This window comes from Streptomyces sp. JJ66, assembly GCF_019303495.1.
In the GTDB taxonomy this organism is placed as follows: Bacteria; Actinomycetota; Actinomycetes; order Streptomycetales; family Streptomycetaceae; genus Streptomyces.
In genome coordinates this window covers 1-13,586 of the sequence record NZ_JAEVFI010000031.1, presented here as the reverse complement: position 1 = coordinate 13,586, position 13,586 = coordinate 1, and the positions used below count along the sequence as shown (strand labels likewise).

The window sequence follows — 13,586 nt, the reverse complement described above, 5'->3', positions numbered from 1 at the left end:
CTGTCAGCGGCGTGACCTAGGCTCGGGTGCGTGGAGCCCGATCTGTTCACCGCAGCCGCCGAAGAACGCCAGGCGAAGGACCCGTCAGCCAGCCCGCTCGCCGTCCGCATGCGTCCGCGCACGCTGGACGAGGTGGTCGGCCAGCAGCATCTGCTGCGTCCGGGCTCGCCGCTGCGCCGCCTGGTGGGGGAGGGTGACGGTGGTCCGGCCGGGGCGTCCTCGGTCCTGTTGTGGGGTCCGCCCGGCACGGGGAAGACGACGCTCGCCTACGTCGTCAGCAAGGCCACCGACAAGCGGTTCGTGGAGCTGTCGGCGATTACCGCGGGCGTCAAGGAGGTGCGCGCGGTCATCGACGGCGCCCGCCGCTCCTCGGGCGCGTACGGCAAGGACACGGTGCTGTTCCTCGACGAGATCCACCGCTTCTCCAAGGCCCAGCAGGACTCCCTGCTGCCCGCCGTGGAGAACCGGTGGGTCACGCTGATCGCCGCCACCACGGAGAACCCGTACTTCTCGGTGATCTCCCCGCTGCTGTCCCGCTCGCTGCTGCTCACCCTGGAGCCGCTGACGGAGGAGGACGTGCGCGGCCTGCTGCGCCGCGCGGTGGCTGACGAGCGCGGCCTGGCCGGTGCCCTCACCCTGCCCGAGGACGCCGAGGCGCACCTTCTGCGCATCGCCGGCGGCGACGCCCGCCGGGCCCTGACCGCGCTGGAAGCGGGCGCGGGCGCGGCCCTGGCCAAGGGCGAGGACACCGTCACGCTGGCCACGCTGGAGGAGGCGGTGGACCGCGCCGCCGTGAAATACGACCGCGACGGGGACCAGCACTACGACGTGGCCAGCGCGCTGATCAAGTCCATCCGCGGGTCCGACGTGGACGCGGCCCTGCACTACCTGGCCCGGATGGTCGAGGCGGGGGAGGACCCGCGCTTCATCGCCCGGCGCCTGATGATCTCCGCCAGCGAGGACATCGGCCTGGCCGACCCGACGGCACTGCCCACCGCCGTGGCCGGGGCACAGGCCGTCGCCATGATCGGTTTCCCCGAGGCCCGGATCACGCTCAGCCAGGTGACGATCGCGCTCGCCCTGGCCCCCAAGTCCAATGCCGCCTACACCGCGATCGACGCCGCGCTGGCCGACGTCCGCGCGGGCCAGGCCGGTCCCGTTCCCCCGCATCTGCGCGACACCCACTACGGCGGGGCGCGCAAGCTCGGCCATGGCAAGGACTACCAGTATCCGCACGACCTGCCCGGCGGCATCGCGGCCCAGCAGTACGCGCCGGACGCCCTCCACGGCCGGCGGTACTACGAGCCGACCCGCTACGGCGCCGAGGCCCGCTACGCCGACGTCGCAGCCCGCGTCCGCGCCCGCCTGCACGGCGACCCGGAGTAACCCCGGCGGCCGGGCCCGGCCGGGTGGGCGGGACGGCTCACGCGGCCTCGGCCGCGTCGAACAGGGTGTGCATCGCGCGGCGCAGGCGGGCGACGTCGGTGACGGGCTCGGGGAACGGGAAGTGCGCGTCGAACGCCCCCGCCGGGGCTGAGGCGGGGCCGGGCGGGCAGTAGCGCACCCGCAGTCCGAAGCGGTCCAGCGCGAGCGGTACCGCGCGCAGCCCGGCGCCGCAGACCTCCGCGCGCTCGCCCAGCAGCGAACACAGGCCGAGCACCTGCTCCTCGTGCGCCGCCGCGAGGTGCTGCAGCAGGTCCGCCTCGTGCGCCGCGAGCGGATCGGGCCGGGCGGCGGCGAACTCCTCGGGCTCGACCTGTCCCTCGCCCCACAGGTCGTCCACCACGGCCTCACCGACCTCCAGGCGCAGCATCATGCGGTCCGGGCCGAAGGGCAGCGGCCCGTGCGGCTGGCGTCCGTGCAGCAGTGCCGCCGCGGCTTCCTGGGCGGCGTCGCCCCGGGCGGCGGTCAGCCAGCCCGCGACCTGGGCCCGTCCCCGGATGCGGTGCGGCACCGAGACCGGCGCCACGTCAGTGATCTCCATCACTGCGATGACGTCGTCGTCCTGTGCGTAGGCAGCCGCCCGGGCGGCCGGGGAATCGGCGCTGACCAGCACAATCACGTCCCCCTCAGGGGTGACGGCGCGGGCCAGCGGGGTGGTGGCCGCCGGGGTGGACTCGGCCCCGGGGATGCTCAGCTGGGCAGATACGCTGGAGTCCACGAGGGTTCGTACGCGCTCGGCGGCACAGGGCCGCTCAGCGCCGTCTTCCACGGGACGCGGCTGATCCGTTGTCTTGGCGTCGTCACGGGTGCCGGACACGGGACTCCCTGGTCGAAACATGCGTTCTCCTCCGCTAAGGTAAGCCTCACCTAACTTACACGGAGGTTCGTTCAACGTGAACCAGTCGCGTCCCAAGGTCAAGAAGTCGCGGGCGCTCGGCATCGCGCTGACCCCGAAGGCGGTCAAGTACTTCGAGCAGCGCCCCTACCCGCCCGGCGAGCACGGCCGCGGCCGCAAGCAGAACAGTGACTACAAGGTCCGTCTGCTGGAGAAGCAGCGGCTGCGCGCCCAGTACGACATCAGCGAGCGCCAGATGGTCCGCGCCTACGAGCGCGCCCAGAAGGCCGGGGGCAAGACCGGCGAGGCGCTGATCGTCGAGCTGGAGCGCCGGCTGGACGCGCTGGTGCTGCGCTCCGGGCTGGCCCGCACCATCTACCAGGCGCGGCAGATGGTCGTGCACGGCCACATCGAGGTCAACGGCCGCAAGGTGGACAAGCCGTCCTTCCGGGTGCGCCCCGACGACGTGGTGATGGTGCGCGAGCGCTCGCGGGCGAAGCACCCCTTCCAGGTGGCTCGCGAGGGCGGCTACGCGCTGGACGGCGAGACCCCGCGCTACCTGGAGGTCAACCTCCAGGCGCTGGCGTTCCGCCTCGACCGCGACCCGAACCGCAAGGAAGTTCCGGTCATCTGCGACGAGCAGCTGGTCGTCGAGTACTACGCCCGCTGACGCGGCGCGTGTGTCCTTCCGCCACGGCGGGCACCCGGAACTTTGGGTGCCCGCCGTTCGGCGTCTGTCCCTCGCTGGTCAGCCCGTCCCAAGGTGCCTTTCAGCGGTAGCCGGGGGTGGGCGGACCGGAGCCAAAGGCGGCGCCCCGCGAGCCGGGACCGCGCACCCGGTTCCGGGAAGACGGGGTCCCCGGCCAGAGGCTGGGTCAGGGACCGGGGCAGGGGCACAACTCGGTACAGGACGCACCGCGCGGCGCGATAGGGTCGGGGCCTGGACCTGAACCCTCAAGGAAGCGGTGCTCGCGTGTCCGGTGGAGAGGTGGCCGGCCTGCTGGTGGCCGTGTTCTGGGCGATCCTGGTGTCGTTCCTCGCCGTCGTGCTGGTCCGGCTGGCCCAGACGCTCAAGGCCGCCACCCAGCTGGTGACGCGCGTGACGGAGCAGGCGGTTCCGCTGCTCGGCGAAGCGTCGGCGACGGTGCGCTCGGCGCAGAGCCAGCTGGACCGCGTGGACGCCATCGCCTCCGACGTCCAGGAGGTCACCGCCAACGCCTCCGCGCTGTCCTCCACCGTCTCCACCGCGTTCGGCGGCCCCCTGGTGAAGGTGGCCGCGTTCGGGTACGGAGTACGCCGCGCCCTGGGCCGCACCGAAACGACGCCCCGCCCCCCGGCCACCGTCGTCGTGGGCGGCACCGTGCCCCGGGCGCGACGCGGCGGCCGGTGGCGCCGGGGTGGAAAGGACTGAGCCCCCATGTTCCGCCGCACGTTCTGGTTCGGCGCCGGCGCCGCCGCCGGTGTCTGGGCCACCACCAAGGTCAACCGCAAGCTGCGCAGCCTCACCCCCGAGTCGCTGGCCGCCCGCGCCACCGAGCGGGCGGTTTCCGCCGGGCACCGGCTGCGGGAGCTGGCCGTGGACGTCCGCACGGGCATGGCGCAGCGCGAGCGTGAGCTCAGCGACGCGCTCGGGCTCACCACCGACCCCGCCGACCCGCCTCCGCGACAGCTGCCCGCCCAGGCCGCCCCGGCCCGGTCACCCCGGGATACCGGCACCGACCGGTGGGCCGAGCTTGGCCCGCCCCACCACCCGCCCCACCACAGGAACGGAAAAGAGGACCACTGATGGAGTCGGCTGAAATCCGCCGCCGCTGGCTGAGCTTCTTCGAGGAGCGTGGGCACACCGTCGTGCCGTCGGCGTCGCTGATCGCGGACGACCCGACGCTGCTGCTGGTCCCCGCGGGCATGGTCCCCTTCAAGCCGTATTTCCTCGGCGAGGCCAAGCCGCCCTTCTCCCGCGCGGTCAGCGTGCAGAAGTGTGTGCGCACCCCCGACATCGAGGAGGTCGGCAAGACCACCCGGCACGGCACCTTCTTCCAGATGTGCGGCAACTTCTCCTTCGGTGACTACTTCAAGGAAGGCGCCTGCAAGCTCGCCTGGGAGCTGCTGACCTCCTCCGTAGCCGACGGCGGCTACGGGCTGGACGCCGGGAAGCTGTGGATCACCGTCTACGAGGAGGACGACGAGGCTGAGCGCATCTGGCGGGAGATCGTGGGCGTCCCCGCCGAGCGCATCCAGCGCCTGGGCAAGGCCGACAACTACTGGTCCATGGGCGTGCCCGGCCCCTGCGGCCCGTGCTCGGAGATCAACTACGACCGCGGCCCGGAGTTCGGCGAGGAAGGCGGCCCGGCCGTCAACGACGAGCGCTACGTGGAGATCTGGAACCTGGTCTTCATGCAGTACGAGCGCGGCGCGGGCACCGGCAAGGAGGACTTCGAGATCCTCGGCGACCTCCCCGCCAAGAACATCGACACCGGTCTCGGCCTGGAACGCCTGGCGATGATCCTCCAGGGCGTGCACAACATGTACGAGACGGACACCCTGCGCGTGGTGATGGACCAGGCCACCGAGCTGACCGGTGTGCGCTACGGCGCCGCCCACGCCTCGGATGTCTCGCTGCGCGTCATCGCCGACCACCTGCGCACCTCCGTGATGCTGATCGGCGACGGTGTCACCCCCGGCAACGAGGGCCGGGGCTACGTGCTGCGCCGCATCATGCGCCGTGCCATCCGCAACCTGCGCATCCTCGGTTCGCAGGAGCCGGTCATCGGCACGCTGGTGGACGTCATCGTGGACACGATGGGCCTGCAGTACCCGGAGCTGGTCACCGACCGCGAGCGCATCCAGACCGTCGCCCGCGCCGAGGAGGCCGCGTTCCTCAAGACGCTCAAGGCGGGCACCAACATCCTCGACACCGCCGTCACCGAGACCCGGGCCAAGGGCGGCACCGTGCTCTCCGGCGACCAGGCGTTCCTGCTGCACGACACCTGGGGCTTCCCCATCGACCTCACCCTGGAGATGGCCGCCGAGCAGGGCCTGACCGTGGACGAGGCCGGGTTCCGCCGCCTGATGAAGGAGCAGCGCGAACGCGCCAAGGCCGACGCCCAGGCCAAGAAGACCGGCCACGCCGACCTGTCCGCCTACCGCCAGGTGGCCGACGTCGCCGGGGCCACGGAGTTCACCGGCTACGCGCACACCGAAGGTGAGACGACCGTCGTCGGCCTGCTGGTGGGCGGCGTCTCCGCCCCGGCCGCGCACGAGGGCGACGAGGTGGAGGTCGTGCTCGACCGCACCCCGTTCTACGCCGAGGGCGGTGGCCAGCTCGCCGACACCGGCCGCGTCCGGCTGGAGAACGGCGCCGTCATCGAGGTGCGCGACGTGCAGCAGCCGGTGCCCGGCGTCAGCGTGCACAAGGGCGCCGTGCAGGTCGGCGAGGTGACGCTCGGAGCCAAGGGCTACTGCGTGATCGACGCGGTGCGCCGCCGCGCCATCGCCCGCGCCCACAGCGCCACCCACCTCACCCACCAGGCGCTGCGCGACGCGCTCGGGCCGACGGCCGCCCAGGCCGGGTCGGAGAACGCCCCCGGCCGCTTCCGCTTCGACTTCGGCTCGCCCTCCGCCGTCCCCACCGCCGTGCTCGGCGACGTCGAGCAGAAGATCAACGAGGTGCTGGCCCGGGAGCTGGATGTCACCGCCGAGGTGATGTCGATGGACGAGGCCCGCAAGCAGGGTGCCATCGCCGAGTTCGGCGAGAAGTACGGCGAGCGGGTGCGCGTGGTGACCATCGGCGACTTCTCCAAGGAGCTGTGCGGCGGCACCCACGTCCACAACACCGCCCAGCTCGGGCTGGTGAAGCTGCTGGGCGAGTCGTCCATCGGCTCGGGCGTGCGGCGCGTGGAAGCCCTCGTCGGCGTGGACGCCTACCAGTTCCTCGCCCGCGAGCACACCGTCGTCTCCCAGCTCACCGACCTGCTCAAGGGCCGCCCGGAGGAGCTGCCGGAGAAGATCTCCGGCATGCTCGGGCGGCTGAAGGACGCCGAGAAGGAGATCGAGCGGTTCCGCGCGGAGAAGGTGCTCCAGGCCGCCGCCGGGCTCGCCCAGGGTGCCAGGGACGTCCGGGGCACCGCCCTGGTCACCGCCCGGGTGCCCGACGGTACCGCCGCTGATGACCTGCGCAAGCTGGTGCTGGACGTGCGCGGCCGCGTCCCCGGGGACCGGCCCGCCGTCGTCGCCCTGTTCAGCGTGGTGAAAGGCCGCCCGCTGACCGTCATCGCCACCAACGAGGCCGCCCGCGAGCGCGGGCTGAAGGCCGGTGACCTGGTGCGCACCGCCGCCAAGACGCTCGGCGGCGGCGGTGGCGGCAAGCCGGACGTCGCCCAGGGCGGCGGGCAGAACGCCGGTGCGCTGGACGACGCGCTGGCCGCCGTCGAGCGGCAGGTCAGCGAGAGCCTGGTGGGCGCCTGATGCGACGCGGACGGCGGCTGGCCGTCGATGTCGGGGACGCCCGCATCGGGGTCGCCTCGTGCGACCCCGACGGGCTCCTGGCCACCCCGGTCGAGACGGTCCCCGGCCGCGACCGGCCGGCCGCCCACCGCCGCCTGGCCGAGCTGGTGGCCGAGTACGAGCCCATCGAGGTGATCGTCGGTCTCCCCCGCTCCCTCAGCGGGGGCGAGGGCCCGGCCGCCCAGAAAGTGCGCACCTTCGCGCGGGAGACGGCCCGCCGCGTCGCGCCGGTGCCGGTGCGGCTGGTGGACGAGCGCATGAGCACCGTCTCGGCCGCGCAGTCGCTGCGCGCGTCCGGAGTGAGCGCGAAGAAGGGCCGCTCACGCATCGACCAGGCGGCGGCCGTGGTCATCCTGCAGAGCGCGCTGGAGACCGAACGGGTGTCGGGCGAGCCACCGGGGCAGTGCGTCGAAACGGTTATCTGATCGACGTACGGTAACGTCACGCGCGTCGCGGCAGCTTCCCGTGAGCGAGCGCGCCGTGCACACACAGGCACGTTGCCGAAGCGGCAAGGGGAACGATGACTGAGTATGGCCGGGGCACTGGCCCACAACCGTGGCACCCCGAGGACCCGCTCTACGGCGACCTGGGCTGGAACGGCGACGGCGCCCCGCGGCAGCAGGGCGGGTGGGACGCCCACGGACACCAGCAGTCTCCCTACCCGCAGCAGCAGGACGCCTACGGCACCTGGCAGGACCCGCCCCCCGGCCTCGCCGAGCCCTACGGGCAGGGCTACGCCCAGCAGCCCCCGCAGCCCTACGGCGATCACCCAAACTCCCCGGACTACACCGCCTACTACCCGGCACCTGACGCCTACCCCCCGCCGCAGCCGCAGCACACGCGGCCCCCCGGCCCCTACGGCCCCGACCCGGCCGACGCGCCGTACTCCCCGCAGGCCGGTCCGGCCACCGGCTGGGACCCAGGCCCCGACCAGGGCGAGCACGCCTTCTTCGCCGCCGGGGAAGACGACTCCGGCGCCGTGGCCGCTCCCGACACCGAGACCCACCCCGAGCCCGGCACCGGCACCGAGCGCTCAGGCCCCCCAGGCGGCGGGCCGCCCGGCGCGGACGCCGACGGGAGCGAACCGCCCACCCGGGCCGGACGCCGGGCCGCCGCCAGGGGCGGCAAGGGACGGCGCGGCGGGGCCAGACGCCGCAACCGGGCCGCCTGCCTGATCGTCGCCGTCGTCCTCGTGGGCGGGGGAGCCGGGGCGACATACGCCGCCTACAGCTTCTACCAGAGCCGCTTCGCCTCCGCCCCGGACTACTCGGGCACCGGCACCGGTGAGGTCACCGTCGAGATCCCCCAGGGCGCCATCGCCGCCGACATGGCCAAGATCCTCGCAGGCGAGGACGTGGTGAAGAGCGAGGCGGCGTTCATCGAGGCGAGCGACGAGAACAAGGCGTCCCGCTCCATCCAGCCCGGCATCTACACGCTGCGCAAGCAGATGTCGGCCGCCGAGGCCATCAAGCTCATGCTCGACCCGGCCAGCCAGACCGGCCTGATCATCCCCGAGGGGCTGCGGGCCACCCAGATCTACCAACTGATCGACGAGCAGACCGGCTCGCCCGAGGGCACCACCGAAGAACTCGCCCAGAGCGCCGACCTGGGCCTGCCCGCCTGGGCCGGGGGGAAGATCGAGGGATTCCTCTTCCCCTCCCGCTACTCCGTCAGCCAGGACTCCGACCCGCAGACCGTGCTGAAGAACATGGTCGGCCGCGCCAAGGACGAGTTCGACAGCGTCAACCTGGAGAGCGAGGCCGCCAAGCTGGACCGTACGCCGTACGAGATCCTGATCATCGCCTCCCTCATTCAGGCCGAGGCGCAGGAGGCGGACGACTTCGGCAAGGTATCGCAGGTCATCTACAACCGGCTCCAGCCGGACAACACCGAGACCAACGGCAAGCTCGACTTCGACTCCACCATCAACTACGCCCTGGGCCGCTCCACACTCGACGTCTCCGTCGAGGACACGGGCCTCGACGACCCCTTCAACACCTACCGGAACCCCGGTCTGCCGCCCACCCCCATCGACAACCCGGGTCACCAGGCCATCGAGGCCGCGCTCCACCCGACCGAGGGGCCGTGGTACTACTTCGTCACCGTCAAACCCGGGGACACCCGGTTCACCGAGACGTACAAGGAACACCAGGAACACGTGAAGGACTTCAACGCCGAGCAGGCCAAGAAGCGCGAGGAGCGCGAGGAGGAGGACGGCGCGTGACGCCCGCCTCCGCGCGCGCGGCGGTCCTCGGCTCGCCGATCGCCCACTCCCTGTCCCCGGTGCTGCACCGCGCCGCGTACGCCGGTCTGGGCCTGCACGGCTGGAGCTACGACCGCTTCGAGGTGGACGAGGCGGGGCTTCCCGCCTTCCTCGACGGCCTCGGCCCCGGCTGGGCCGGACTGTCGCTGACGATGCCGCTCAAGCGCGCCGTCATCCCGCTGCTGGACGTGGTGACGCCGACGGCGGCGGCCGTCGAGGCCGTCAACACCGTCACTTTCGCCGAGGACGGCCAGCGGCGCGGCGACAACACCGACATCCCCGGCATGGTCGCGGCGCTGCGGGAGCGCGGCGTCGAACAGGTGCCCTCGGCAGCCGTACTCGGCGCGGGCGCGACCGCTTCCTCCGCGCTCGCCGCGCTCGCCCGGATCTGCCCGGGCACGGTCACGGCCTACGTGCGCAGCGCGGCCCGGGCTGAGGAGATGCGGGTGTGGGGTGAGCGGCTGGGCGTCCACGTCCGCACGGAGCCCTGGGAGCGGGCGGCCGGAGCGCTGACCGCCCCGCTGGTGATCGCCACGACACCGGCCGGGGCGGCGGACGCGCTCGCGGCAGCCGTGCCCACTGCCCCCGGCACGCTGTTCGACGTGCTGTACGAGCCGTGGCCCACGCCGCTGGCCGCCGCCTGGCAGGCAGCGGGCGGGCGCGTGCTGGGGGGCCTGGACCTGCTGGTCCACCAGGCGGTGCTCCAGGTCGAGCAGATGACGGGCCGGGCTCCGGCTCCCCTGGCAGCCATGCGCGAGGCGGGCGAAGCCGCCCTGGGCTGAGCCCTGCCAGCGAGCCCGCCCGGCGGGCGCGGACCGCGGCGCGATGACTCCCGGGCCGGTGAGCGGAACCCCCAGTCCGGAAGGGGCGGGGGNGGGAAGATCGGGGACAAGCACTGGCGAATGAGGAGCACCGTTGAGCACTTTGCGCTGGCTGACCGCGGGGGAGTCACACGGCCCCGCACTCGTGGCGACACTGGAGGGCCTGCCCTCCGGCGTCCCGATCACCACCGGCATGGTGGCGGACGCCCTCGCCCGGCGGCGGCTCGGCTACGGACGCGGTGCCCGGATGAAGTTCGAACAGGACGAGGTCACCTTCCTCGGCGGCGTCCGCCACGGCCGTACCCTCGGCTCCCCGGTCGCGATCATGGTCGGCAACACCGAGTGGCCCAAGTGGGAGCAGGTGATGGCCGCTGACCCGGTGGACCCGGACGAACTCGCTCAGCTGGCCCGCAACGCCCCGCTCACCCGTCCGCGTCCCGGCCACGCCGACCTCGCCGGGATGCAGAAGTACGGCTTCGACGAGGCCCGCCCCATTCTGGAGCGCGCCTCCGCCCGGGAAACCGCGGCCCGCGTCGCGCTGGGCACCGTGGCCCGCTCCTACCTGGCGCAGACAGCCGGGATCGAGATCGTCTCGCACGTGGTGGAACTCGGCGCCGCCCGCGCCCCGCACGGCACGGTCCCGGTGCCCGGTGACGTGGCGCGGCTGGACGCCGACCCGGTGCGCTGCCTGGACGCCGCCGCGAGTGAGGCGATGGTCGCCCAGATCGACCAGGCGCACAAGGACGGCGACACCCTGGGCGGTGTCGTGGAGGTCCTCGCGCACGGCGTGCCGGTGGGGCTGGGCAGCCATGTCCACTGGGACCGGCGGCTGGACGCCCGGCTGGCCGCGGCCCTGATGGGCATTCAGGCGATCAAGGGCGTCGAGGTCGGGGACGGCTTCGATCTCGCCCGGGTGCCCGGCTCGCAGGCGCACGACGAAATCCTCACCACCGCCGACGGTATCCGCCGTGCCTCGGGGCGTTCGGGGGGCACCGAGGGTGGCCTGTCCACCGGTGAACTGCTGCGCGTGCGGGCGGCGATGAAGCCGATCGCCACCGTGCCGCGCGCGCTGGCCACCGTGGACGTGGCCACCGGTGAGCCCGCCCAGGCCCACCACCAGCGCTCGGACGTCTGCGCGGTCCCGGCCGCTGGCATCGTGGCCGAGGCCATGGTGGCCCTGGTACTCGCCGACGCGGTGGCCGAGAAGTTCGGTGGCGACAGCGTCACCGAGACCCGCCGCAACGTCCTCGGCTACCTCGACCACCTGGCGATCCGGTGAGCGGCCCCGTCGTCATCCTCGTCGGCCCGATGGGTGCCGGGAAATCGACCGTCGGCAGGCTGCTCGCCACGCGGCTGGGCGTGGCGTTCCGCGACACCGACACCGACATCACCGAGCGCACCGGCAAAGCGGTGGCCGATATCTTCGTCGACGACGGCGAAGCGCACTTCCGCGCCCTGGAGCGGGACGCCGTGCGCACGGCGGTCGCGGACCACGAGGGGGTCCTCGCGCTCGGTGGCGGCGCCGTCCTGGCCGCCGAGACGCGCGCCCTGCTGGCCAAACGGCCCGTGGTGTTCCTGGAGACGGGCGTCGCCGAGGCTGTCAGGCGGGTCGGTCTGGACGCGCCGCGCCCCCTGCTCGCCGTCAACCCGCGCCAGCGGTGGCGCGCCCTGATGGAGGAGCGGCGCCCGCTGTACACCGAGGTCGCGCGCGCGGTGGTGAGCACCGAGAACCGTGGCCCCGAAGAGGTCGCCGACGACATTCTGGACGTCCTGGAGCTGAGGAAGGCATGAGCAGCACACCCACCCCCGTCCGCATCACCGTAGCTGGCACCGGGCACGAGCCCTACGACGTGCTGATCGGACGCCGTCTGCTGGGCGAGCTGCCCGCGCTGATCGGCCCGCAGGCCCGCCGGGTGGCGGTGCTGCACCCCGAGGCGCTGGCCGAGACCGGCGAGGTGCTGCGCCAGGACCTCGCCGAGCAGGGGTACGAGGCGATCGCCATCCAGCTGCCCAACGCCGAGGAGTCCAAGACGGCCGAGGTCGCCGCCTACTGCTGGAAGGCGCTGGGCCAGACCGGCTTCACCCGCACCGATGTCATCGTCGGCGTGGGCGGCGGGGCCACCACCGACCTCGCCGGGTTCGTCGCCGCGACCTGGCTGCGCGGGGTGCGCTGGATCGCCGTGCCGACCACCGTGCTGGGCATGGTGGACGCGGCCGTCGGCGGCAAGACCGGCATCAACACCGCCGAGGGCAAGAACCTGGTGGGTGCCTTCCACCCCCCGGCCGGGGTGCTGTGCGACCTCGCCGCGCTCGACTCGCTGCCCGTCCACGACTACGTCAGCGGGCTCGCGGAGGTCATCAAGGCCGGGTTCATCGCCGATCCGGTCATCCTGGACCTCATCGAGCAGGACCCCGAGGCCGCCCGCCGTCCGGACGGCCCGCACACCACCGAGCTGATCGAGCGCTCCATCCGGGTCAAGGCCGACGTGGTCTGCGCGGACCTGAAGGAGTCCGGGCTCCGGGAAATCCTCAACTACGGCCACACCCTCGGCCACGCCATCGAGAAGAACGAGCGCTACAACTGGCGGCACGGCGCGGCCGTCGCCGTCGGCATGGTCTTCGCCGCCGAACTCGGCCGCATCGCCGGACGGCTCGACGACGCCACCGCCGACCGGCACCGCAGTGTGCTGGAGGCCGTCGGACTGCCCGTCACCTACCGTGGCGACCAGTGGCCCAAGCTGCTGGAGACGATGAAGATCGACAAGAAGACCCGTGGCGACCGGCTGCGCTTCATCGTGCTGGACGGACTGGCCAAGCCCGCCGTGCTGGAGGGACCGGACCCGGCCATGCTGCTCGCCGCGCACGCGGAGATCGCCAGGTGAGCGCCGCCGAAACCGCCCCACCCGCCCAGCGCGTGCTCGTGCTGAACGGGCCCAACCTGGGCCGCCTGGGCTCGCGGGAGCCGGACGTCTACGGCTCCACCTCCTACGCCGGGCTCGTGCGCGCGTGCACGGCGCTCGGCGCGGAGCTGGGCCTGGCCGTCGAGGTGCGGGAGACCAACGACGAGGGGGAGATGGTGCGGTGGCTGCACGAGGCCGCCGACGCCGCGCTGCCCGTCGTCATCAACCCCGGCGCGTTCACCCACTACTCGTACGCGATGCGGGACGCCGCCGCCCAGCGCACCGCGCCGCTGATCGAGGTGCACATCTCCAACCCGTACGCACGCGAGGAGTTCCGGCACACCTCGGTGATCGCCGCCGTCGCCAGCGGAACCGTGGCCGGTTTCGGCGTCGGCTCCTACCGGCTGGCGCTGCGGGCGCTCGCCGAGGAGACCGCCGCCCAGCGCCGTTCCCCCTGACCGGCTGACACTTGAGCAGCCCGGGCCCGCCCGCTCGCCGAACTGGCCGGGGGCGGGCACTTTTCGTCCGCGTGCACCGTTCACACCCTGACCGCCGCCCCGGCGCCGGACACGGTACGGTGCGGTGAACTGACCGCCAGGCGCGCGCGGATGCGGCGCCGACGAGGACGGAAATGGGACCGGATGCAGCACTACGCGGGCCAGGGCGCGCCGCCGCCCGTCCCCTTGGGCACGTTCCCGCGCTCGGCTCCGCCCGCCACCGGAGCAGGCCCCGGCCGGGCCGACGCTCCCACTCCGCCCGGCACCCCGCCCGCCGGGCCGCCGCCCCCGCCCGCCGCTCCGCCCCGGCCCGCAGCCGCGCCG

General features: G+C 73.2%; 13 protein-coding genes and 1 pseudogene. 13 read left to right on the top strand and 1 reads right to left on the bottom strand.

Going from position 1 to position 13,586, the window contains the following annotated elements:
- The first annotated feature begins 30 nt into the window (after positions 1–30).
- Positions 31–1,386, top strand: coding sequence for a replication-associated recombination protein A (locus JJV70_RS18990; protein ID WP_219049228.1), 1,356 nt, complete (start codon positions 31–33; stop codon positions 1,384–1,386).
- Between the two features lie 37 nt (positions 1,387–1,423).
- On the opposite strand, the gene JJV70_RS18985 is transcribed toward JJV70_RS18990, so the two are convergent.
- Positions 1,424–2,281, bottom strand: a complete 858-nt coding sequence (locus JJV70_RS18985; RefSeq protein ID WP_219049227.1) for a DUF2470 domain-containing protein — start codon at positions 2,279–2,281, stop codon at positions 1,424–1,426.
- A 55-nt stretch (positions 2,282–2,336) separates the two neighbouring features.
- Between JJV70_RS18985 and rpsD the strand changes: the two genes are divergently transcribed.
- From rpsD to JJV70_RS18925, 12 genes and pseudogenes are all read left to right on the top strand, one after another.
- Positions 2,337–2,948, top strand: a complete 612-nt coding sequence (gene rpsD / locus JJV70_RS18980) for a 30S ribosomal protein S4 (protein WP_219049226.1) — start codon at positions 2,337–2,339, stop codon at positions 2,946–2,948.
- A gap of 303 nt (positions 2,949–3,251) precedes the next feature.
- Complete coding sequence (locus JJV70_RS18975) at positions 3,252–3,689, top strand: DUF948 domain-containing protein (RefSeq protein WP_219049225.1); 438 nt, start codon at positions 3,252–3,254, stop codon at positions 3,687–3,689.
- A gap of 6 nt (positions 3,690–3,695) precedes the next feature.
- A complete protein-coding gene (locus JJV70_RS18970; RefSeq protein WP_219049224.1) occupies positions 3,696–4,064 on the top strand; it encodes a DUF6167 family protein in 369 nt (122 codons plus the stop codon).
- Complete coding sequence (alaS, locus tag JJV70_RS18965) at positions 4,064–6,742, top strand: alanine--tRNA ligase (RefSeq protein WP_219049223.1); 2,679 nt, start codon at positions 4,064–4,066, stop codon at positions 6,740–6,742. Before JJV70_RS18970 ends, alaS begins: the two co-directional genes overlap by 1 nt.
- Positions 6,742–7,206, top strand: coding sequence for a Holliday junction resolvase RuvX (gene ruvX / locus JJV70_RS18960; RefSeq protein ID WP_219049222.1), 465 nt, complete (start codon positions 6,742–6,744; stop codon positions 7,204–7,206). Before alaS ends, ruvX begins: the two co-directional genes overlap by 1 nt.
- A gap of 95 nt (positions 7,207–7,301) precedes the next feature.
- Positions 7,302–9,005: an endolytic transglycosylase MltG gene (gene mltG, locus JJV70_RS18955; RefSeq protein ID WP_219049221.1), complete on the top strand. Its 1,704-nt coding sequence runs from the start codon at positions 7,302–7,304 to the stop codon at positions 9,003–9,005.
- Entirely contained in the window at positions 9,002–9,826 is an 825-nt protein-coding gene (locus JJV70_RS18950) for a shikimate dehydrogenase (RefSeq protein WP_219049220.1), read from the top strand. Before mltG ends, JJV70_RS18950 begins: the two co-directional genes overlap by 4 nt.
- Before the next feature lie 133 nt (positions 9,827–9,959).
- Positions 9,960–11,144 carry a chorismate synthase gene (gene aroC / locus JJV70_RS18945; RefSeq protein WP_219049219.1) on the top strand — a complete coding sequence of 395 codons (1,185 nt, stop codon included), beginning with the start codon at positions 9,960–9,962 and terminating at the stop codon, positions 11,142–11,144.
- The gene (locus JJV70_RS18940) at positions 11,141–11,656 is read left to right on the top strand and encodes a shikimate kinase (RefSeq protein WP_308294903.1); all 516 of its coding nucleotides are present in this window, start codon (positions 11,141–11,143) and stop codon (positions 11,654–11,656) included. The genes aroC and JJV70_RS18940 overlap by 4 nt, the downstream gene beginning before the upstream one ends.
- Complete coding sequence (gene aroB, locus JJV70_RS18935) at positions 11,653–12,747, top strand: 3-dehydroquinate synthase (RefSeq protein ID WP_219049218.1); 1,095 nt, start codon at positions 11,653–11,655, stop codon at positions 12,745–12,747. The genes JJV70_RS18940 and aroB overlap by 4 nt, the downstream gene beginning before the upstream one ends.
- Positions 12,744–13,223 (top strand): type II 3-dehydroquinate dehydratase, encoded by a 480-nt coding sequence (gene aroQ / locus JJV70_RS18930; protein WP_219049217.1) that lies wholly within the window; start codon positions 12,744–12,746, stop codon positions 13,221–13,223. Before aroB ends, aroQ begins: the two co-directional genes overlap by 4 nt.
- A gap of 183 nt (positions 13,224–13,406) precedes the next feature.
- Positions 13,407–13,586 (top strand): annotated as a pseudogene (locus JJV70_RS18925) (hypothetical protein); the annotation flags it as partial.

Excerpts from the sequence above, each read along its gene's own strand:
- mltG (WP_219049221.1), top strand. The coding sequence starts at position 7,302 with ATGACTGAGTATGGCCGGGGCACTGGCCCACAACCGTGGCACCCCGAG.
- ruvX (WP_219049222.1), top strand. The coding sequence starts at position 6,742 with ATGCGACGCGGACGGCGGCTGGCCGTCGATGTCGGGGACGCCCGCATC.
- aroB (WP_219049218.1), top strand. The coding sequence starts at position 11,653 with ATGAGCAGCACACCCACCCCCGTCCGCATCACCGTAGCTGGCACCGGG.
- JJV70_RS18970 (WP_219049224.1), top strand. The coding sequence starts at position 3,696 with ATGTTCCGCCGCACGTTCTGGTTCGGCGCCGGCGCCGCCGCCGGTGTC.
- alaS (WP_219049223.1), top strand. The coding sequence starts at position 4,064 with ATGGAGTCGGCTGAAATCCGCCGCCGCTGGCTGAGCTTCTTCGAGGAG.
- JJV70_RS18985 (WP_219049227.1), bottom strand. The coding sequence starts at position 2,281 with ATGTTTCGACCAGGGAGTCCCGTGTCCGGCACCCGTGACGACGCCAAG.